Annotated in this window: 20 protein-coding genes; 13 read left to right on the top strand and 7 right to left on the bottom strand. The window is 67.8% G+C overall.

Annotation, left to right across the window (positions count from 1 at the left end; all coding sequences use genetic code 11):
* Window positions 1-24: 24 nt before the first annotated feature.
* Window positions 25-660: an RNA polymerase-binding protein DksA gene (dksA, locus tag ASC95_RS05035; protein WP_369820580.1), complete on the bottom strand. Its 636-nt coding sequence runs from the start codon at window positions 658-660 to the stop codon at window positions 25-27.
* A gap of 157 nt (window positions 661-817) precedes the next feature.
* Entirely contained in the window at window positions 818-1,864 is a 1,047-nt protein-coding gene (locus ASC95_RS05030) for a GTP-binding protein (RefSeq protein WP_057296632.1), read from the bottom strand.
* Window positions 1,865-2,131: 267 nt separating this feature from the next.
* On the opposite strand from ASC95_RS05030, the gene ASC95_RS05025 reads away from it, so the two are divergent.
* The 7 genes from ASC95_RS05025 to ASC95_RS04995 are packed head-to-tail and all read left to right on the top strand — an operon-like array spanning window position 2,132 to window position 9,810.
* Window positions 2,132-3,013, top strand: a complete 882-nt coding sequence (locus tag ASC95_RS05025; RefSeq protein ID WP_057296631.1) for an HlyC/CorC family transporter — start codon at window positions 2,132-2,134, stop codon at window positions 3,011-3,013.
* Window positions 3,010-4,452 carry an apolipoprotein N-acyltransferase gene (gene lnt / locus ASC95_RS05020; RefSeq protein ID WP_057296630.1) on the top strand — a complete coding sequence of 481 codons (1,443 nt, stop codon included), beginning with the start codon at window positions 3,010-3,012 and terminating at the stop codon, window positions 4,450-4,452. Before ASC95_RS05025 ends, lnt begins: the two co-directional genes overlap by 4 nt.
* Before the next feature lie 29 nt (window positions 4,453-4,481).
* Entirely contained in the window at window positions 4,482-5,414 is a 933-nt protein-coding gene (gene glyQ / locus ASC95_RS05015; RefSeq protein WP_057296629.1) for a glycine--tRNA ligase subunit alpha, read from the top strand.
* Window positions 5,414-7,543: a glycine--tRNA ligase subunit beta gene (gene glyS / locus ASC95_RS05010; protein ID WP_057296628.1), complete on the top strand. Its 2,130-nt coding sequence runs from the start codon at window positions 5,414-5,416 to the stop codon at window positions 7,541-7,543. The genes glyQ and glyS overlap by 1 nt, the downstream gene beginning before the upstream one ends.
* A 7-nt stretch (window positions 7,544-7,550) precedes the next feature.
* On the top strand, window positions 7,551-8,195 hold the full coding sequence (gene gmhB, locus ASC95_RS05005; protein WP_235537693.1) for a D-glycero-beta-D-manno-heptose 1,7-bisphosphate 7-phosphatase: 645 nt from the start codon (window positions 7,551-7,553) through the stop codon (window positions 8,193-8,195).
* Window positions 8,195-8,995, top strand: coding sequence for a 1-acyl-sn-glycerol-3-phosphate acyltransferase (locus ASC95_RS05000; protein WP_057296627.1), 801 nt, complete (start codon window positions 8,195-8,197; stop codon window positions 8,993-8,995). Before gmhB ends, ASC95_RS05000 begins: the two co-directional genes overlap by 1 nt.
* Before the next feature lie 5 nt (window positions 8,996-9,000).
* Entirely contained in the window at window positions 9,001-9,810 is an 810-nt protein-coding gene (locus ASC95_RS04995) for a M48 family metallopeptidase (RefSeq protein WP_057296626.1), read from the top strand.
* Between the two features lie 576 nt (window positions 9,811-10,386).
* On the opposite strand, the gene ASC95_RS04990 is transcribed toward ASC95_RS04995, so the two are convergent.
* The gene (locus ASC95_RS04990) at window positions 10,387-11,442 is read right to left on the bottom strand and encodes an MBL fold metallo-hydrolase (protein ID WP_057296625.1); all 1,056 of its coding nucleotides are present in this window, start codon (window positions 11,440-11,442) and stop codon (window positions 10,387-10,389) included.
* Window positions 11,443-11,482: 40 nt separating this feature from the next.
* Here ASC95_RS04990 and ASC95_RS04985 point away from each other — a divergent pair, with 40 nt between their 5' ends.
* The 3 genes from ASC95_RS04985 to ASC95_RS04975 all read left to right on the top strand — a co-directional run bounded on the left by ASC95_RS04985 (window position 11,483) and on the right by ASC95_RS04975 (window position 13,950).
* Entirely contained in the window at window positions 11,483-11,884 is a 402-nt protein-coding gene (locus tag ASC95_RS04985) for a MerR family DNA-binding transcriptional regulator (RefSeq protein ID WP_057296624.1), read from the top strand.
* Window positions 11,885-12,039: 155 nt separating this feature from the next.
* Window positions 12,040-12,825 (top strand): TonB family protein, encoded by a 786-nt coding sequence (locus tag ASC95_RS04980; protein WP_057296623.1) that lies wholly within the window; start codon window positions 12,040-12,042, stop codon window positions 12,823-12,825.
* Window positions 12,826-12,924: 99 nt separating this feature from the next.
* Window positions 12,925-13,950, top strand: coding sequence for an SGNH/GDSL hydrolase family protein (locus ASC95_RS04975; RefSeq protein ID WP_057296622.1), 1,026 nt, complete (start codon window positions 12,925-12,927; stop codon window positions 13,948-13,950).
* Here the strand turns inward: ASC95_RS04975 and ASC95_RS04970 are convergent.
* A complete protein-coding gene (locus ASC95_RS04970; protein WP_057296621.1) occupies window positions 13,912-14,826 on the bottom strand; it encodes a LysR family transcriptional regulator in 915 nt (304 codons plus the stop codon). The two genes, ASC95_RS04975 and ASC95_RS04970, sit on opposite strands and share 39 nt — an antisense overlap.
* A gap of 118 nt (window positions 14,827-14,944) precedes the next feature.
* On the opposite strand from ASC95_RS04970, the gene ASC95_RS04965 reads away from it, so the two are divergent.
* Together ASC95_RS04965 and ASC95_RS04960 are read left to right on the top strand one after the other, a co-directional pair.
* The gene (locus tag ASC95_RS04965) at window positions 14,945-15,550 is read left to right on the top strand and encodes an FMN-dependent NADH-azoreductase (protein WP_057296620.1); all 606 of its coding nucleotides are present in this window, start codon (window positions 14,945-14,947) and stop codon (window positions 15,548-15,550) included.
* A 9-nt stretch (window positions 15,551-15,559) separates the two neighbouring features.
* Window positions 15,560-16,429 carry a pirin family protein gene (locus ASC95_RS04960; RefSeq protein WP_057296619.1) on the top strand — a complete coding sequence of 290 codons (870 nt, stop codon included), beginning with the start codon at window positions 15,560-15,562 and terminating at the stop codon, window positions 16,427-16,429.
* Here ASC95_RS04960 and ASC95_RS04955 read toward each other — a convergent pair.
* A complete protein-coding gene (locus ASC95_RS04955; protein ID WP_057296618.1) occupies window positions 16,426-17,079 on the bottom strand; it encodes a hypothetical protein in 654 nt (217 codons plus the stop codon). The two genes, ASC95_RS04960 and ASC95_RS04955, sit on opposite strands and share 4 nt — an antisense overlap.
* 195 nt (window positions 17,080-17,274) lie before the next feature.
* Here ASC95_RS04955 and ASC95_RS04950 point away from each other — a divergent pair, with 195 nt between their 5' ends.
* Window positions 17,275-18,174 (top strand): LysR family transcriptional regulator, encoded by a 900-nt coding sequence (locus ASC95_RS04950; protein ID WP_057297054.1) that lies wholly within the window; start codon window positions 17,275-17,277, stop codon window positions 18,172-18,174.
* A 3-nt stretch (window positions 18,175-18,177) separates the two neighbouring features.
* On the opposite strand, the gene ASC95_RS04945 is transcribed toward ASC95_RS04950, so the two are convergent.
* Window positions 18,178-19,089, bottom strand: a complete 912-nt coding sequence (locus ASC95_RS04945; protein WP_057297053.1) for a pyridoxamine 5'-phosphate oxidase family protein — start codon at window positions 19,087-19,089, stop codon at window positions 18,178-18,180.
* Window positions 19,090-19,096: 7 nt separating this feature from the next.
* A complete protein-coding gene (locus ASC95_RS04940) occupies window positions 19,097-19,720 on the bottom strand; it encodes a glutathione S-transferase family protein (RefSeq protein ID WP_057296617.1) in 624 nt (207 codons plus the stop codon).
* Window positions 19,721-19,811 lie beyond the last annotated feature (91 nt).

Genomic DNA, 19,811 nt, shown 5'->3' with positions numbered 1-19,811 from the left:
TTCACCTTGGACGAGGGGCTCCATTCAGTCCCCGAACATTTTTTGCTTGAGCTCGCGGCGCTGCTGCGCTTCGAGCGACAGCGTGGCCGTCGGGCGGGCGATGAGGCGGCCCAGGCCGATAGGCTCGCCGGTCTCGTCGCAGTAGCCGTACTCGCCGGTGTCCAGGCGCGCGATGGACTGCACGATCTTCTTCAGCAGCTTGCGCTCGCGGTCGCGGGTGCGCAGCTCCAGCGCATGCTCTTCCTCGATCGTGGCGCGGTCCGCCGGATCGGGAACGATGGTCGTGTCCTCGCGCAGATGCTCGGTCGTCTCGCCCGCGTTGGACAGCACGCCGTCCTTCAGCTCGGTCAGCTTGGCGCGGAAGAACTCGATCTGCTTCGCGTTCATGTACTCCGAGTCCGGCATGGCCAGCACCTCGGCGTCCGTCAGCTCGGCGCCCGATTTGGTCTTCCAGGCGTTGGCCAGCTTGGGATCACCCTTGGCAGCAATGCGCGGCGTCTCGTCGACATGGCCAGCGCCACGCACGGGCGGCTTGGGCGGAGCAAACCGGTCGGCGAACCGGTTGGCTGGCGCGGGCGCCTCGAGCATCGCGACGTCGGCGCCGGGGTCAGTCTTCTTGGCGCCCTTGGGGGCGGTTTTGGGGGCCGGGGTCTTGCTCACTGTCTTCTCCTCGCTCAGGGCTTGCATCGGCGCGGTGTCAGACCTTGATCCCACTGCTTTTCAGCCGGCTGCCCAATTTTGAGCGCGGCGGATTGTAGCCACAGGGAATCTTCAGCCTTCACCCCCCGGGAAACGGTGCTCCCGGGGCAAAAAAACATCACGCCAAGCAGCCTTCCAAGCCTTGCATCAGTACCTCTTTTGGCAGGTCGATACCAATGAACACCATCTTGCTCTGCTTTTTCTCTCCCGGCATCCACTTCGGGCCGAGATCGGAGCCCATCATCTGATGAACGCCCTGGAAGATGACCTTCTTGTCCGTGCCTTTCATGTGTAGGACACCCTTGTATCTGAGCATCTTGGGACCGTAAACCTGCACGATGGCGCCCAGGAAGTCCTCCAGCTTGGCCGGGTTGAAAGGCTTGTCGGCACGAAAGACGAAGCTTTTCACGTCGTCATCATGGGCATGGTGGTGGGGATGGTCGCAATGCTCGCCATGTTCATGATCGTGATCATGGTGATGATGGCCGTGGTCGTGAGCGTCCGCTTTGAGGAAATCCGGGTCGATCTCCAGCTTGGCGTTCAGATTGAAACCGCGCAGGTCGAACACCTTGGCCAGGGCCACCTCGCCGAAATGGGCGGTCTGGATGGGTGCCCGCGGGTTCATGTGCTTGATGCGGTGCATCAAGGCCTCGACGGCCGCCGGCTCGACCAGATCGGCCTTGCTGATGAAGATCTGGTCGGCAAAACCCACCTGCATGCGCGCTTCCTGGCGGCTGTTGAGCTGCTCCTCGGCGTGCTTGGCATCCACCAGCGTCAGCACCGAGTCCAGCAGATAGCTCTCGGCGATCTCGTCGTCCATGAAAAAGGTCTGGGCGACGGGGCCGGGGTCGGCCAGGCCGGTGGTCTCGATGACGACGCGCTCGAAGTCCAGCTCGCCCTTGCGGCGCTTGGCGGCCAGATCGGACAGGGTCGTACGCAGGTCCTCGCGGATGGTGCAGCAGACGCAGCCGTTGTTCATCTGGATGATCTGCTCGTTGGTGTCGGACACCAGGATGTCGTTGTCGATGTTCTCTTCGCCGAACTCGTTCTCGATGACGGCGATCTTCTGGCCATGGGCCTCGGTCAGCACCCGCTTGAGCAGCGTGGTTTTGCCGGCACCGAGAAAGCCCGTAAGGATGGTGGCGGGAATAAGGCCTTGGGACATAACGACTCTCGATTGGCGTGGAATGGGTTGAAGTGAGGGCTTCAGTGGAGGCTCATGTCAGCGCAGCTGACGTGAAGTGCCGCCCATGGCGGCACGGCCGCAACTAAAACCGGTCAGGATGGTGGCGGGAATGAGGCCTTGGGGCTTGGACATGATGGGAACCGTTTTCGTCGAAGGCGGCAGATATGGGGGCTGGGAGGCCCAGCACAAGGTTTTGTCAAATCAATCGGCTATTCTGTCCCTTCCGCAATACCCTGACAGCTCCCCTTGAGCGAACCGCATTCAGGCAGGCCCCCAGTTCGCGGGGCCGCCAAACACCCGCCCGAGGCCCGTGGCCTGCTGGAGCGCATGCTGGAGTTCCTGCACCCCGGCCCCGACTCCAAGAGCGAACTGATCGATACCCTGGCCGACGCCGAGCAGCGCGAGCTGATCGAGCCCGAGTCGCGCCAGATGCTGGAAGGCGTGCTGCGCATGGCCGAGCTGTCCGCCGGCGACGCCATGGTGGCCGCACCGCGCATGGACCTGCTGGACATCGACGCGCCCTATGACGAGCTGCTCGGTCTGGTCATCGACACCGGCCATTCGCGCTTCCCGGTCTTCGAGGGCAGCCGCGACAACATCATGGGCATCCTGCTTGCCAAGGACTTGCTGAAGATGCAGCGCGCGCCCGAATTGAACCTGCGTGCGCTGCTGCGCCCCCCCGTCTTCGTGCCTGAAAGCAAGGGCCTGAACGAGCTGCTGCGCGACTTCCGTTCCAACCGCAACCACCTGGCCATCGTCATCGACGAGTTCGGCAACACCGCCGGCCTCATCACCATCGAGGATGTGCTGGAGGAAATCGTCGGCGAGATCGAGGACGAGTTCGATGACAAGGACGGCGAGTCCGGCATCTACACGTTGGCCGACGGCAGCCAGCGCATCGCCGGCGACGCGACCATCGCGGCCGTCAACGGCAGTTTCAACCTGGCCCTGCCGGACAACGACTTCGACACCATCGGCGGCCTCATCGCCCATGAGCACGGCCGCGTGCCGCGCCGCGGCGAAGTCGTGCAGGTCGGCGGCCTGAACTTTGCTGTCATGCTGACCCGCGGCGGCGCGGTGCGCTGGTTCAAGGTCACGCGCGCGCCCGAAGACGAGACCCAGGCGTGAACCGCGCGAGGGCTGCGGCTGTCGCCCTGGTCGCAGGCCTGCTGCACACGGCGTCATTTGCGCCCACCGGCGCCTGGTATTTGCAGCTCATCGCGCTGGCGCTGCTGTTCAGCACCGTCGAGCAGGCCACGCCCAGGTCGACGGCCCTGGTCGGCGCGCTGTTCGGCTTCGGCTGGCTGGCCTCGGGCCTGTGGTGGCTGCACATCAGCATGCACCAGTTCGGCGGCATCCCCTGGCTGCTCGCCGCGCTGGCGGTGGCACTGCTGGCGGCCTTTCTCAGCGGCTTCTATGCGCTGGCCCTGGGCCTGACCGCTCGCTGGATCGCGCCGGGCCGCTGGCGGCTGCTTGCGCTGGTGCCGGCCTGGCTGCTGGCCGAACTGGCGCGGGCGACCTGGCTCAGCGGCTTCCCCTGGATCGCTGCGGGCTATGCCCACACCGTCGGCCCGCTGGCGGGCTGGGCGCCCTGGGTGGGGGTCTACGGCATCTCGGCGCTGGCGGCGCTGGCGGCCGCCGGCCTCGTGTGGCTGAAACGCGGTGCCGTTGCCTGGGCCGCTCCTGCACTGCTGATCCCGCTGGCGGGCTTGCTGCTGCCGCAGGACTTCACGACCTCGAGCGGCCGCCTGGCCCTTTCCCTGGTGCAGCCCAGCATTCCGCAGGACCAGAAGTTCGACCCGGCCCGCTTCGCCGCCAACCTGGAGTTGCTGGCCCGGCTCATCGAGTCGGCGCGCGGCCAGGTCGTCATCACGCCCGAGTCCGTCGTGCCGCTGCCGCTGGCCGAGCTGGACCGCGCCACCCTCGTGCGCCTGGCCCGCCCCGAACGCCCCGCACTGCTCGGCGCCTTCCTCGGCAATGCCGACGAGGGCTTCGTCAATTCCGTCGTCGCCCTGGGCAGCGACTACCACTACGGCAAGCGCCATCTGCTGCCTTTCGGCGAGTTCATCCCGCCGGGCTTTGGCTGGTTCGTGCATGCCATGAACATCCCGCTGGACGACCAGGCCCGCGGCGACCACCAGCGCCCCTGGGCCGTCGCCGGCCAGAGGCTGCGGCCGCTGATCTGCTACGAGGATCTGTTCGGCGAGGACTTCGTGCAGAGCGCCGTCGGGCCCGACGCGGCGACCGCCTTCGTCAACGTCAGCAACCTGGCCTGGTTCGGCACCGTCATGATCCAGGACCAGCACCTGCAGTTCTCGCAGATGCGCGCCCTCGAGTTCCAGCGGCCGGTTGCGCGCTCCACCAACACAGGCGCGACCGCCCTCGTCGACCACCATGGCCGCATCACCGCCCGGCTGCCCGCCTTGCAGCGCGGCGTGCTGGAGGTCGAAGTTGACGGTCGCAGCGGCTCCACGCCCTATGCCCGCTGGCTGGCGGCGCTAGGCCTCTGGCCGCTCTGGCTTTTGTCCCTGTTGGCCCTCGCGGGCCTGCGCAGGGCGGCCTCATAGAATCGGCCACCCCCTCTCCCCCTTGCCTCATGCTGACCTTCCAGCAAATCATCCTGACCTTGCAGGACTATTGGTCCAAGCAAGGCTGCGCCCTGCTCCAGCCCTACGACATGGAAGTTGGCGCCGGCACCAGCCACACCGCCACCTTCCTGCGCGCCCTTGGCCCCGAACCCTGGAAGGCCGGGTATGTGCAGCCCAGCCGCCGCCCCAAGGACGGCCGCTATGGCGACAACCCAAATCGGCTGCAGCATTACTACCAGTACCAGGTCGTGCTCAAGCCCGCGCCGGCCAACATCCTGGAGCTGTATCTCGGCTCGCTGGAGGCGCTCGGTTTCGACCTGAAGAAGAACGACGTGCGCTTCGTCGAGGACGACTGGGAGAACCCGACGCTCGGCTGCTGGGGCCTGGGTTGGGAGGTCTGGTTGAACGGCATGGAGGTCACGCAGTTCACCTACTTCCAGCAGGTTGGCGGCATCGACTGCAAGCCCATCACCGGCGAGATCACCTATGGCCTGGAGCGCCTGGCCATGTATCTGCAGGGCAAGGAATCGGTCTACGACCTGGTCTACACGGACGGCCTGACTTATGGCGACGTGTTCCACCAGAACGAGGTGGAGCAGTCGACCTACAACTTCGAGCACAGCGACGTGGACTTCCTGCTGTCGGCCTTTGCCGCGCATGAAAGGAAGAGCCAGGAGCTGATGGTCGAGAAGCTCGCCCTGCCCGCCTACGAGCAGTTGCTGAAGGCCGCCCACAGCTTCAACCTGCTGGACGCGCGTGGCGCCATCAGCGTGACCGAACGCGCCGCCTACATCGGCCGCATCCGCAACCTGGCCCGTGCAGTCGCGCAGAGCTACCTGGACAGCCGGGCGCGTCTGGGCTTCCCGATGGCACCCAAGGCCTGGGCGGACGACGTGATCGCGCAGATCGAACTGAAGAACAGCAAGAAGGCGGCCGCTTGATGAATCTGCTCGTTGAACTGTTTGTCGAAGAGCTGCCGCCGAAGGCGCTGAAGAAGCTCGGCGAGTCCTTCGCCAGCGTGCTGGCCGACAGCCTCAAGGCCCAGGGCCTGGCGGCCGCGGACGCCGCCGTCACGTCCTTCGCATCGCCCCGTCGCCTGGGCGTGCATGTCACCGGCGTCCTGCCGAAGGCTGCCGACAAAGCGGTGCAGCAGAAGCTGATGCCAGTCGCCGTGGCCCTGACTGCCGACGGCCAGGCCACGCCCGCGCTGCTGAAGAAGCTGGCCTCCATCGGCGCTGGCCCAGAGGTCGTGCCGCAGCTCAAGCGCTTGCCCGACGGCAAGGCCGAGGCGTTGTTCTGGGACAGCATGCAGGCTGGCGCCACGCTCGCCCAAGGGCTGCAGAAGGCGCTCGACGAGACGCTGGCCAAGCTGCCCATTCCCAAGGTCATGAGCTACCAGTTGGGAGACGGCTGGACCGACGTGAAGTTCGTGCGGCCGGCCCATGGCCTGGTGGCGCTGCACGGCAACGAGATCGTGCCCGTCCAGGCCCTGGGCCTGACTGCCAGCCGCATGACCAGCGGCCATCGCTTTGAAGCCACCCAGCCCACGGTCAGCATCGAATCGGCCGACAGCTACGCCGCTCAACTGCGCGACCAGGGCGCCGTCATCGCCAGCTTTGCCGAGCGCCGCGCCGAGATCTCGCGCCAACTCAAGGGCGCTGCCGACGCGCTGAGCCTCACGCCCATCGATGACGCGGCCCTGCTCGACGAAGTCACCGCCCTGGTCGAGCGCCCCAATGTGCTGACCTGTGCGTTCGAGGCCGAGTTCCTGGCCGTGCCGCAGGAGTGCCTCATCCTGACGATGAAGGCCAACCAGAAGTACTTCCCGCTGCTGGACTCGCAGGGCAAGCTGACGCGCCACTTCCTGGTTGTCAGCAACATCGCGCCCGCCGACGCCAGCGCCGTCACGCAGGGCAACGAGCGCGTCGTGCGCCCGCGCCTGGCCGACGCCAAGTTCTTCTTCGACCAGGACCGCAAGAAAAAGCTCGAAGACCGCCTGCCGGGCCTCGCCAAGGTCGTGTACCACGGCAAGCTGGGCAGCCAGGGTGAGCGCGCCGAGCGCGTCAGGCAGATCGCCCACGCCATCGTCAACCAACTGAGCATGGCGACCCTGCCCTACACGGTCGACGCCGACGACGAGTTCAAGGTGCTGGACAGCAAGGTCCAGCAGGCCAGCCAGCTCGCCAAGTGTGATTTGCTGACCGACATGGTCGGCGAGTTCCCGGAGCTGCAGGGCATCATGGGCGGCTACTACGCTCGCCACGAAGGCCTGCGCGACGGCGTGGCCATCGCCATCGAGGACCACTACAAGCCCCGCTTCGCCGGCGACGCGCTGCCGCGCAACCACACCGGCACCGTCGTGGCCCTGGCCGACAAGCTGGAGACGCTGGTGGGCCTGTTCGGCATCGGCCAGCTGCCAACCGGCGACAAGGACCCGTTCGCGCTGCGCCGCCATGCGCTGGGCGTCATCCGCATCCTGGTCGAGAAGAACCTGCCGCTGGACCTGCCCGCGCTGATCGACGCGGCCGTGCCGGCCTTCGGCGAGCTCATCGAGAACCCACGTGAACCGCTGCTGAGCTTCTTCGCTGATCGCCTGTCTGTGTCGCTGCGTGACCAGGGTTACAGCGCCCAGGAGGTGGATGCGGTGCTGGCACTGAACCCCACTCGGCTTGGCGACGTGCCGCGCCGCCTTGAAGCAGTGCGCGCCTTCGCTCTGCTTCCCGAGGCCGCGTCGCTGGCTGCCGCCAACAAGCGCGTCAGCAACATCCTGAAGAAGGTCGAGGGCGAGGTGCCAACCGAGGTCAAGTCCGAACTGCTGAAGGAAGCCGCCGAGCAGGCCCTGGCCGCGGCGATTGCTGAAGTCCAGCCCGCCGCTGACCTGCTGTTCGAGCAGCATGACTACACCGGCTCGCTGAAGGCCCTGGCTGCGCTCAAGGGACCGGTCGACGCCTTCTTCGACGACGTGATGGTCAATGCCGAGGACCCGCTGCTCCGCGCCAATCGGCTGGCGCTGCTCGGCCGCCTGCATACCGCCATGAACCGGGTCGCCGACCTGTCGCGCCTTGCCTAAAGCCTCCATGCGCGCCGACCACGCCCACGGCATGAAGCTCGTCATCCTTGGGCGGGACGGCACGATCAACCGCTACCGCGACGACCACGTCAAGGCGCCGGAGGAGCTCGACCCGTTGCCGGGGGCGCTGGAGGCCGTCGCGCGCCTCAATCATGCCGGCTGGCATACGGTGCTGGCGACCAACCAGGCCGGCATTGGCCGCGGCCTGCTGGACATGGCCTCGCTGAATGCCGTGCACATCCGCCTGAACCAGTTGCTGGCCGAAAAGGGCGGGCGCCTGGACGCCGCCTTCTTCTGCCCGCACACGCCCGAGGAGGGCTGCGACTGCCGCAAGCCGCTGCCCGGCCTCATCCAGCAGATCGGCGAGCGCTTCGACGTCGCGCTCGCCACCATCCACATGGTCGGCGCGTCGCTGACCGACCTGCTGACAGCGCAAAACGCCGGCTGCATGCCCCACCTCGTGCTGACCGGGCCCTTCGGCAGCCTCGGCACCAACGAGCTCGCCAACCTGCTCGTGCAGGTGCCCACGGCCCGTGTGCACGACGATCTGATGAGCTTTGCCGAAACCATCATCCAGGAAGAGCGCCGCCGCGTTGCCGTGCAGCGCGGCCAGGTGCTGACCCCCGACACCCAGGCCGGAGACCTGAACTGATGTCCACCTTGCTGAGCGCTATCCGCTCGCTGATCTTTGTCCTGGTTCTCGTCGTCACCGTCATCCCCTGGGCGACCGGTGTCGTCATCCTGTCCATCTTCCGCCGTGGCGACCCGGTCTACTGGGCTTGTGCCGGCTGGCTCAAGGTCGCCATCTGGAGCGCGCGCCTCATCTGCGGTATCCGCTGGCGCATCCACGGTATGGAGAACCTGCCGTCGGCTGCGGACCGCCGCGCCGGCGTCGTGCTGCTGTCCAAGCACCAGAGCACGTGGGAGACCTTTGCCTACCCGGCCCTGCTCAGCCATCCGCTGGCCTATGTCTTCAAGCGCGAACTGCTCTACGTGCCCTTCTTCGGCTGGGCGATGGCGCGCATGGACATGATCCATATCGACCGTGGCCGCCGCACGGAGGCCTGGAACAAGGTGCTCAGCCAGGGCAAACGCCTCGGTGGCCAGGGCAACTGGGTCATCATGTTCCCCGAAGGCACGCGCATCCCGCGCGGCCAGGTGGGCGACTACAAGACCGGCGGCACCCGCCTGGCCATCGAGGCCGGCCTGCCCGTCGTGCCCATCGCGGCGACGGCGGCGCGCTGCTGGCCCCGCAAGAGCTTCCTGCTGCGTCCGGGCGTGGTGGACATCTCCATCGGCCGGCAGATCCGGCCCGAGGGTCGCTCGCCAGCCGAGCTGATGAACGAGGTCAAGGACTGGATCGAATCCGAGATGCGCCGCCTCGACCCCGAGGCCTATGCCAACCCTCCGTCCGCCGGCGTCGCCGGCGACGCGGCGGCGAACCAACGCTGAGCGCCATGCCCGCCAAGCGCCCGGCCCCACTCCTGCAGGACAGCCAGCTGTCACTGTTCGACGTGGAGCCGGAGATCACACCGGCAGAGCCCGGCGCGCCACGCGCGCGGCGGGAGCTGCTGCTGGGCCAGCATCGCATCGGCTATGAACTCAAGCGGGCGCGCCGGCGCTCGATCGGCTTCGTCGTCGGGCCGCAGGGCCTGCGCGTCAGCGCACCGCGCTGGGTGCCAATCAACGAGATCGAACGCGCCCTGCATCACAAGGGCGATTGGATCCTGCGCAAGCTCGTCGAGCAGCGCGAACGCCAGCAGCGGATCCAGGCGTCGCGCATCGAGTGGCTGGACGGCGGTCGCCTGCCCTATCTCGGCGAAGCCTTGACGCTGGTGCTGGCACCTGCCGAACGCGAGGTGGTGTGGGATGCCGCCACACGCCAATTGCGCCTGCCCTTGCCGCCGGGCGCCTCGGCCGAGCAGATCCGCGACCTGGCCCAGTCCTGGTTGCAGGCCCGCGCGCGCGAGGACTTCCTGCCGCGCTGCCGGCAGTTCGCCGCGCAGCTCGGCGTGGCCATGAAGTCGCTGCGCCTGTCCTCGGCGCAGACACGTTGGGGCAGCGCCAGCGCCGACGGCTCCATCCGCCTGAACTGGCGCCTCATCCATTTCGCGCCGGCCATCATCGACTACGTCGTTGCCCACGAACTGGCCCATCTGCGCGAGATGAACCACAGCCCAGCGTTCTGGGACACGGTGCGCTCCGTGCTGCCTGATTTCGAGCGCTCGCGCGATGCGCTGCGCGAGGAATCCATCGTGGTTCAGTAGGCCCCTCGTCCAGTCTGGCCCGGCTGAACGCCGGCCAACCTGGCCGGTCTTGCAGACCGCGCTGCGGCAGTGCCGCAGCTCTTCGGCAGGCACATGCCGCCCACTGGGCGCCATGTGTCCGGCCTCAGCCCCCGAGGGGACGGCGATGCTTGCAGCATTGAGCTGCAAGCACATCGCCAAGGCGGGCCGGCTTGGGGCGGCCCGGCACTCGGCCCGAAATACGGATACCCAATACCCGCCGCAATGGCTTGCATGTGAATACTACCGAGCCAGCGTCACCCTGGCGCCTTCACAAAGCGCAACACTTCGTCTGACGCTGTCACACAGGTACCCCAGAGCCGGCCCAGCCCGGAGGGAGCGAAGGTACCGCGCTAAGCCGGACCGCCGCCGCACGATCTTGATCGTCGGCGGCGTTTCTCTTTCAGCACTCCACTGCTGCAGCCATATGAGATTTGCGGGGCGAGCGCCGGGCCGCTCCCTAGCCGGCCCGCGTTGGGCGATGTGCTTGCGGTTCAATGCCGCAAGCATCGCCGTCCCCCTCGGGGGACCGGCCAAGGTAGTCCTTGGACGAGGGGCTTACTCCATGAAGCGGTAGACGCCGTCGGCGCCCAATTCGCGCTTCAGATCGCCCTTGAGCCACAACGCGTGCAGGTGAGCGATCGCCTCGCCCATCGCGAACGTCGTCTGGTGCAGATCGAGCTTGCGTTTGAACAGCACGGGCAGCAGGCCGGCCGCATGCGTCGGTTCGGCGCGGCAGGCGGCGATGACCTCGGCGAGGCGCTCTTCATGGTGCTCCTGCAACTGGTCGATGCGCGCATGCAGGCCGGTGAAGGGCTTGCCGTGCGAGGGCAGCACCAGCGTGTCGGCCGGCAGCTCCAGGTAGCGTTTGAGTGAGTCCAGATAGAGCGTCAGCGGGTCGGCCTCGGGCTCGACGTCGACGACGGACACATTCGTCGAGATGCGCGGCAGCACCATGTCGCCGCTGATCAGCAGCTTGGCCTCTTCGCAGAACAGGCTGATGTGCTCGGGCGCATGGCCGTAGCCGGCGATGCAGCGCCAGGTGCGCCCGCCGATGTCGATCTCGCTGCCATCCATCAACCGCCGGTAGCTGGCCGGCACGATCGGCACCATCTTGGGGTAGTAGTCGGCGCGGGCACGGATCTTCTCCAGCGACTCGGGGTCGGTCAGGCCATGGCTGCCAAAGAAGGCTGCTGCCGAAGCTCCGCCCATGCCTACCGTCGAGCCACTGGCCAGGCGGGCGAGGTTGTAGTCGGTCGCGCTCATCCACAACCGGCAGTGCCATTTCTCGGTCAGCCAGTGCCCGAGCCCGAGGTGGTCAGGGTGGAAATGCGTCGCAATGACACGCAGCACGGGCAAACCGTCCAGGTGCGCGGCAAACACCTGCTCCCAGTTGGCGCGTGTGTCGTCGCTGGCGATGCCGCAGTCGACGATGGTCCAGCCCTCGCGGCCGTCGATGCGGTCGCGCAGCAGCCACAGGTTGATGTGGTCCAGCGCAAAAGGCAGGCCCATGCGCACCCAGCGCACGCCGGGTGCCAGGTCTAGCGCCTCGCCGGGTTGGGGCAGGGTATCGCCCAGGGGGTAATGGAGTTCGGATTCGCGTGGATTGGCCATGACCGCTCTAGACTGACGTTTACGTCAATTGAGTGTAGCCATGCCCTCCCGCCGACCTGTCCCCGCCGCGACCGAAACGACCTACACGATCACTGAACTCGCCGCCGAGTTCGACATCACGCCGCGCGCGATCCGCTTTTACGAGGACATGGGCCTGCTGGAACCGGGCCGCAAGGGCCGCAACCGCATCTACACGCCGCGAGACCGCACACGGCTGAAGCTGACACTGCGCGGCAAGCGCCTGGGCCTGGCTCTACAGGAGATCAAGCAACTGGTCGACATGTATGACAGCCAGGCCAGCGCCGCGCCCCAGTTGCGGGCCTTCCTCACCATCCTGGCGCAGCACCGCCAACAGCTCGAACAGCAGCGCCATGACATCGAGGTGACGCTGGCCGAGATCCAGCAGCACGAGAAGCGCTGCCGCTCCTTGCTGGGGTCTTGAACCATCGGCCAAGCGTGACGCTTTGCCGGGAGCGGCCTCAAATTGCGTCGCGTGCAGGACAAACCCCGCTGACGCCATCCCACAGTCTGACTAGAGTCCGCCACCTCGACCGAGGTGGCATTTGCCACCGGCCGACATGTCTTCGTGGAGCTGTCATGACACTCGGACCGCGCCCTGCCCTGGCGCTTGCCCTGCCCGCCATCGCGGGCGCCCTGCTGATGCTGGCCCAAGCGGCCAGCGCCCAACAAGAAGCACCCAAGGCCGAAAGCCTTGAGCGTGCGCAGAAGGCCGCCGACGCCGTCTTCCACTGGATCAAGCTCAACGCCGACAAGGGCGCCAATCGTCAGGCGCCCGCCCCCGCGCCCTCACCGGCGCCCGCCGCCGCGCCGCGCAAGCCGGCCCCGTCCCCTGTGGCGGCTGCGCCCCGGCCCGCCCCTGCACCAACGCCCAGCGCGGCCCCCAGCACGGCCTCCAGCACAGCGCCCGCACTCAACGCGGCCACCGCTGTCGCGCCTTCCACCGTTGCGATCGCATCCCAGGCGGCACCCGAGCCTGAACCTGAACTTGAGCGCACCCCCGTGCTGCTCGCCTCGGCGGCGCCGACACCCGCCCCCGCTGCCCCACTGGCCGCTGCGGCACGGGCCGCAGAGCCGCCGCCCAAGCCGGCTGAGGAAGAAGCCGAAGAGCCCCTGAAGCTGCTGGCCAAGGTCGAGCCGGCCATCCCACGCCAGCTGCAGCAGGGCAACTTCCGCTCAGGCTTTGCCCAGGTTCAGTTCACGGTCGGCCCCGACGGCGCTGTGCAGCAAGCTTCGGTCATCAAGGCGAGTCACTCGCGACTGGGCACCGCCGCGGTGGAGGCCGTCAAGCAGTGGCGCTTCGCGCCCGTGCGCAAGGCCCGCGAGGCCGCTGTCGAAGTCGCCTTCAAGAGCGACACCGACTGATTTCAGTCTCGGGCGTCCCCGGGTTGACGCTGAGCCCACGGGCGGAGATGCTGTTGTCGAGCCGTTAGAAGTCCTGCGGCCACAAATCAGGGAGTCTCCATGTCCATCCGTTTGCTCGCCCGCATGCTCGCGGGCATTGGTCTTTGTGCTGCCGCCTTCGCAGCTTCGGCCACCGGCCCGTATTCCGGGCTCGTCGTTTTCGGCGACAGCCTGTCCGACAGCGGCAACAACGCTTTGCTGCTGTCGCAGGGCCCCGGAGGGCTGCCGCCCGTCGACATTCCGGGCGACGGCTACTACAGCAAGATCCCGTCGACGGCGGGCACGTATTCCAATGGCTGGGTCTGGACGCAGTACTTCGCGCAATCGCTCGGCTTGGCGCTATCGCCCTCACTGGCCGGCGGCAATAACTTCGCCTTCGGTGGCGCGCAGACCAGTCTGAACGGTGGCGAGATTCCGCAGTTGCCGGGCTTCCCTTACAGCATGCAAACCCAGCTTGGCATGTATCTGGGCGCCACCGGCAACCTCGCCGATCCGAACGCTCTTTACGTGGTGGCCGGCGGCGGCAACAACATCCGTGTCGCGTTGGAAGCGATCGCCATGGGTGCCGACGCTGACGCCACGGCTGCGGCGACAGTGGCCAGCTACGCCGCCGACATGGCCGGCATCGTTGGCAGCCTCAAGCTCGCCGGCGCCCAGCATGTGCTGGTGCTGAATACGCCGAACTTCGGCCTCACGCCGCTGGCCAACGCGATGAGCGCCAGCGGCCAAGCCTCGGCGCTGAGCTTTGCCATGGACACCGCCCTCACCGGCGCGCTGGCTGGCAGCGGCGCACAGGTCTTCGACATGTACGGCTTCATGACGAGCGCCGTGGGCAATGCCTCGCAGCTCGGCTTCAGCAACTGGACCAATGCCTGCGCTGCAACCACCAGCAGCTGCGATCTCAGCACCGCGCTGTTCTGGGACGGCATCCACCCCACGACGATGGCGCACCAGCAGCTTGCCGCGGCCGTGCTCGCGGTGGCCGTGCCGGAACCGGACATGGCAGCCTTGCTGGCCGCGGGCCTGGTCGTGGTGGCAGGGGCTCGTTCAAGGGCCCGGCGCCGGGCAGTTGTCCAGCAGCGCTGAGACCGCTTCAAGAAACACCCGGGTGCGCAACGGCATCAGCCGTCGCTCCGGGAACACGGCCCAGCAGCTCGAGCCGGGCAGGTGCCAGTCCGGCAGCAGGCGCTGAAGCCGTCCGAGAGCCAGTGCATCTCTGACGACGAGGCGGTCGATGCCCGCAATGCCCACGCCGTTCTCGGCAAGCTGCGCCAGCAGGCTCGGCGCATTGGCCAGGGTGCGTTGCGCCGGCCGGGCCAGAACGGGCTCGGCACCCTCGCGCTGCAGCCGCCAGGGCACGGCCTCGCCGGTGCGGGTCAGCAGCATCAGCCCGTGCATGCTGTCCAGCGCCTGCGGCAGCAGCGGCTCGCCGACACGCTGCACGTAGGCCGGTGACGCGTACAGCGCCCAGTGCGTCGTCGCCAGCTTGCGCGCGGCCAGCTGGCTGTCTTCGTCCATGGAGCCCATGCGCAAGGCGAGGTCGAAGCCCTCGCCGATCAGGTCCACGCGCCGCGGCGTCAGGTCCAGCTCCAGCTGCACCTCGGGGTAGGCCAGCGCGAACTCGGCCAGCATGCCCCCCGCGACCTGCTGCGCGAAGTCCGCCGGCATGCTGACGCGCAGGCGCCCGCTGGGCTTTTGCTGGCGGTGCAGCGCCAGCGCCAGTGCGCTGTCCACCTCCGACGCGACCGCCCGCGCATGCTCCAGCACGCCCGCGCCGAAGTCCGTCAGCGTCAGCTTGCGCGTCGTGCGCTGCAGCAGCTTCTCGCCCAGCCTCGTCTCGAGGGCGGCGATGCGCCGCGACACCGTGCTCTTGGGCCAATGCACCCTTTCGGCAGCGCGGCTGAAGCTGCCGGCCTCCATGACGCGGGCAAACAGCAGCAGGTCATCAGCATCGGATTCCATCGTTCATGCCTTCATTGGCGCATTGGCGGAACAATCTTATGCAAATCAGCGACTTCCGCAGTTGATTGGCCAGTCCTAGAGTTCATTCCATCGCAACCCGCCACCCCGGAGCCCCCGAATGAACATCCTGCAAATCAACGCCAGCGCCCGCCGTGCCACCGATGACCAAGGCTCGGTGTCGACCCGCCTGGCCAATGAACTGACCGCCGGCCTGCGCGCTGGCAACCCTGCCGCCACCGTGACCGTGCGCGACCTGACGCTGACGCCCCAGCCCGTGCTCGACGAAGCCGCCTTGGGCGCCCTCTTCACGCCGGCGGACCAGCGCAGCCCCGAGCAGGCCGCCCGCGTCGCGCTGGACGATGCGCTGATCGCCGAACTGCAAGCCGCCGACACCGTCGTCATTGGCGTGCCGATGTACAACTTCAACATCACCGCCCAGCTCAAGAACTGGATCGACGCCATCGCCCGCGCCGGCGTCACTTTCAAGTACGGTGAGAAAGGCCCGGTCGGCCTGGTGACCGGCAAGAAGGTCTACATCGTCACCAGCCGCGGCGGCATCCACCGCGGCCAGCCCAGCGACCAGATGACGCCCTATCTGCGCGCCGTGTTGGCCTTCCTGGGCATGACGGACGTCGAGTTCGTCTACGCTGAGGGCATGGCCTTTGCGGCCGAGCAGGGCATCGCCAACGCTCGCGCCCAGATCTCCGAACTTCTGATCGCCTGAAAGAACGCCATGAACACTGTCGCCACTTCCCTGTTGAACCAACCGCGCGAGGTCGAGCGCCTCGTCGCTGGCCAGCCGACCAGCGACGGTGCCGGCGTCAAGCTCAACCGCGTGCTGACGCAGAACCTGCAGCGCCGGCTGGACCCCTTCCTGATGCTCGACGCCTTCGGCACGGACAATCCCGACGACTACATCGCCGGCTTCCCTGACCATCCACATCGCGGCTTCGAGACCATCACCTACATGCTCAATGGCCGCATGCGGCACCGCGATTCGGCCGGCAACGAAGGCCTGATCAGCGACGGCGGCGTGCAATGGATGACCGCCGGGCGCGGCGTCATCCACAGCGAGACGCCCGAGCAGAACGCGGGCCGCATGGCCGGCTTCCAGCTCTGGCTCAACCTGCCCGCCAAGGACAAGCTGCGTGCGCCCTGGTACCGCGACGTGGCCAGCCACGAGGTGCCGGAGTTTGAGCGCGACGGCGTCAAGGCGCGGGTCATCGCCGGCGCGAGCCACGGCGTGATCGGCGCCGTGCAGCGCGACAACACCGAGCCGCTGTATCTCGACCTGCATTTCGCACCCGGCGCCCGCTTCGAGCAACTGCTGCCGCCGGAGTTCAATGCCTTCGTCTATGTCTACGAAGGCGAGCTGAAGTTCGAGAGTGGCTGCCAGCAGCCGGCCGGCCGCATGGCCATACTCGCCAACACGCCCGGCAGCGACGGCGTGCGCCTGCAGGCTGACGAAGCTGCCACCCGCGCGCTGCTGATTGCCGGCAAGCCGCTGGGCGAGCCCATCGCCCAATACGGCCCCTTCGTCATGAACACCGAGGCCGAGCTGGTGCAGGCGGTGCGGGACTTCCAGGCCGGGCGGCTGGCCTAGGCCCCACTGCGGCGAGTCTGGCCGCGCCGTGCAAGACCCGCGAGCCCCAGGGCCAGCGGCGTGAGCAACAGGCCGGCCGGCTCGGGCACGGCAAGCATCGTCGCGTTGATCCGGAAGTCATCCATGTTGATGCGGTCATTGCCGATGCGATTCGGAAACTCGCTCACGAGGATGGCGCCGTAGAACGCCGTGTCGCTGACCAGACCGATGAAGCCGTTGGCCGTCGAGGTGTCGATCGACTGCTGGACCAGCGCCGTGTCGAGCAGGGTGATCGAATCCACATCGCCGCTCAAATAGTTGAAGCCAAGGGCGAAAACATCACCCAGGTTGAGGCGCCAGGCGAGGCTTGCGACGCCGTTCGGCGCTGAAGAGCCGCCCAGATCGGTGATGCTGCCGTTCGCATGGAACACCGACGTGCCGCAACTTGCGGGCACCGATGCGTCGGTGCAGCTGCCGAAGGTGGTCTCCGGCATGAAGCTTGTTCCGCCGACCGAAGCACTGGGATTGCCCGCGAAGTCGGTGTACGCCCGGGTGGCGCCCACGGCGGCGAGATACGCAGACTCGTCGGTGTAAAGCACGATCCCCGCCTGTGCGCTCAGCAACGGTGCCAGCAGTGCGAGAGCGGTCAGCGGCTTGGAGATGAATTGCATACTGGCTTCCCTGTCAATAGCCGCGGGAGCGGCGCTTCGCCGCGATGCTCGTGGGAGTGCTTGTCAGGGTCAATCCCTGTCGGGAACGGTTTTACCCACCCATTCGGGTGGGATGCCGGCTTGAATCTTGGCGCTCAGTTGTTCGACCACAATGCCCGCCATGAATCGCCATGCCGCTTCGCGCTGATATCAGCCATGGATCGCCTGCAGGCCATGGAGGCCTTCATCGCCGTGGTCGACAACGGCGGCTTCGCGAGCGCTGCGCGCAAGCTGGATGTATCTGCACCCGTCGTGACGCGCGCCGTGGCCGAGCTGGAGGCGCGGCTGGGCGTGCGCCTTCTGACACGCACGACGCGCACCGTGCGCGTCACCGAAGCCGGCGCCCGCTATGCCGAAGACTGCCGGCGCATCCTCGCCGACGTGGGCGACTCCGAGGCCGCCACCAGCGGCAGCCGCAGCCAGCTGAAGGGCCTGCTCGGCGTCACCGCGCCGGTGCTGTTCGGCAACCTGCACGTGACGCCCATCGTCACGGACTACCTCAAGCGCTACCCCGACGTCGACGCGCAATGCGTCTTCGTCGACCGCGTCGTCAACCTCGTCGATGAAGGCCTGGACGTGGCCGTTCGCATCGGCGAGCTGCCGGACTCCTCGCTGCGCGCCGTCGGCGTGGGGCAGGTGCGGCGCATGCTGCTGGCGTCGCCCGCCTATCTCGCCGCGCACGGCCGTCCGCAGCGGCCCGAGGAGCTGTCCCGGCACACGCTGATCCAGCCCACCCAGGTGGCGCCCTACCCCGAATGGCGCTTTGCGGAAGCGGGCCGGCCGCTGGTGCAGCGCATCCGCCCGCGCCTGCGCACGACGACCAACGACGCCGCCCGCTCCTTCGCATTGGCGGGCCTGGGGCTGGTGCGCCTGCTCAGCTACCAGGCCGCCGACGCGCTGGCGCGCGGCGAGCTGCTGCCGGTGCTGGAGAACTTCGAGCCGCCGGCACTGCCGGTGCACATCGTGCATCACGAGGGACGGCACATGACGCAGAAGGTGCGTGCCTTCGTCGACCTCGCCGTGGCGGCGCTGAGGGCCAATCCGGCCTTGCGTTAACGCCTAGCCGTTTTGCGGCGCCCAATCGATGAAGCGCCAGCGCAACGGCAGTGCATCACGCAGCCACCAGCCCTCTTCGAGATGGAAGCGCCAGGCACGCTCGGCGTTGCCAAGCGCGGCCAGTTCAGGCCCGTCCCAGACGATCTCCGCGCGGCCCGTCAGTGTCAGCAGGTCGCCGCGCTCGAAGTCGATGAAGAGCAGGCCGGCGCGGCCGTCGAGCTGCAGATTGCCCAGCGTCATGAACATGCGGTTGCCCGAGTAGTCGGGCACCAGCAGGGTTCGTTCATCCTCCTGCATCACGAAGCCGGCGGGGCCGCCGCGGTGCGACACATCGGCTCCTGCTGCGCCCGCATGCGTGGCGACGAACAGGGTGTCGGCAGCGGCGATCAGCCATGCTGCGTCGCCGTCCAGCTGCGACAGGCGCTCGACCGCGCGCGGCCGCGTGTCCGCCGCATCGCGCATCCATTGGACCTCGCGCCCCTGGATGTACTGCGGGCAGTTGCCCACCGTCTGGCTCACCCGCAGGCGCAGGCCCTCGGGGCCGGCCGCCAGCAGCTCGCCATTGACGCGGTTGCGCCGCCGCGTGTGCAGCTCGATCCCGAGCAGCCCCAGCGGCGAGCCCGCCGTCATGCCGGCGGCGGCCGGATCGCCCGGGATGGGCGTCGCCGCGAAGGTCAGATGCCAGGCGTCCGGCGCCTGCACGAAACCCGGCGGCCCGACCAGCACCGTGGCCCAGGGCCGGCCGGCTGGGTCGACGCTGCCCGCCAGCATCAGCGGCAACTGCTCGTAAAAGCGCTGGTGCTGCTCGGGCATGTGGTCGCGCACGACACGGCGGCCGACCTCGGCCATGCGCTCGGCCACGCCGATGCGCGACTGCACGGCCACTTCGCCGGCATGGAAGGGCGTCGCGTCCATGCCGATCTCAGGCGGCACGCAGGCCGGCGGGCGTGGTCTTGAAAGGCACGAAACCCGGCAGCGCCTCGATGCGCGACAGCCAGGCGCGCAAGGCCGGATACGGCACCAGGTCCACATTGCCCTCGGGCGCGTTGACGATGTAGCTGTAACCGGCGATGTCGGCCAGCGTGGCATGGCCACCGACGAGGAAGTCCCGGCGGGACAGCTCGCCTTCCATGACCCGGAACAGGGCATGGGCGCGATCGATCACCTCGTCGGCATCGAAACGCGCCCCGAACACCGTGACCAGGCGGGCCGCCGCCGGGCCGAATGCGATCAGCCCCGAGGCCACCGACAACCAGGCCTGCACGGCCGCGCGCCCGGCGGCGTCCTGCGGCAGCCACTGGCCGGTGGGGTCGTACTTGGTGGCCAGGTAGACCAGGATGGCCGTGCTGTCCCAGACGCAATGGCCATCGTCCTCCAGCAGCGGCAGCTGGCCGAAGGGATGGCGGGCGATGAATTCGGACGTCTTGTGCGCGCGGGCCGCCAGGTCCACGTCGATGCGCTCGTGCGGCAGGCCCAGCAGAGACAGCGCCAGCTCGGCGCGGTGGGCGTGCCCGGACAGGGCGTGGCGGTACAGCTTGAGGGTCATGCGGGGCTCCTTGGAAACAACGGGCCCACTGTGCCCAGCCGCAGGCCGCCGAGAAACGGCGCGCGCCGCAAGACATTCTTTCCGCGGCTGG

The organism is Pelomonas sp. Root1217, from assembly GCF_001425705.1.
Taxonomy (GTDB): Bacteria; Pseudomonadota; Gammaproteobacteria; order Burkholderiales; family Burkholderiaceae_C; genus Pelomonas.
Note: the sequence above shows the minus strand (reverse complement) of the source record. Positions and strands in the feature narration are given on the sequence as shown.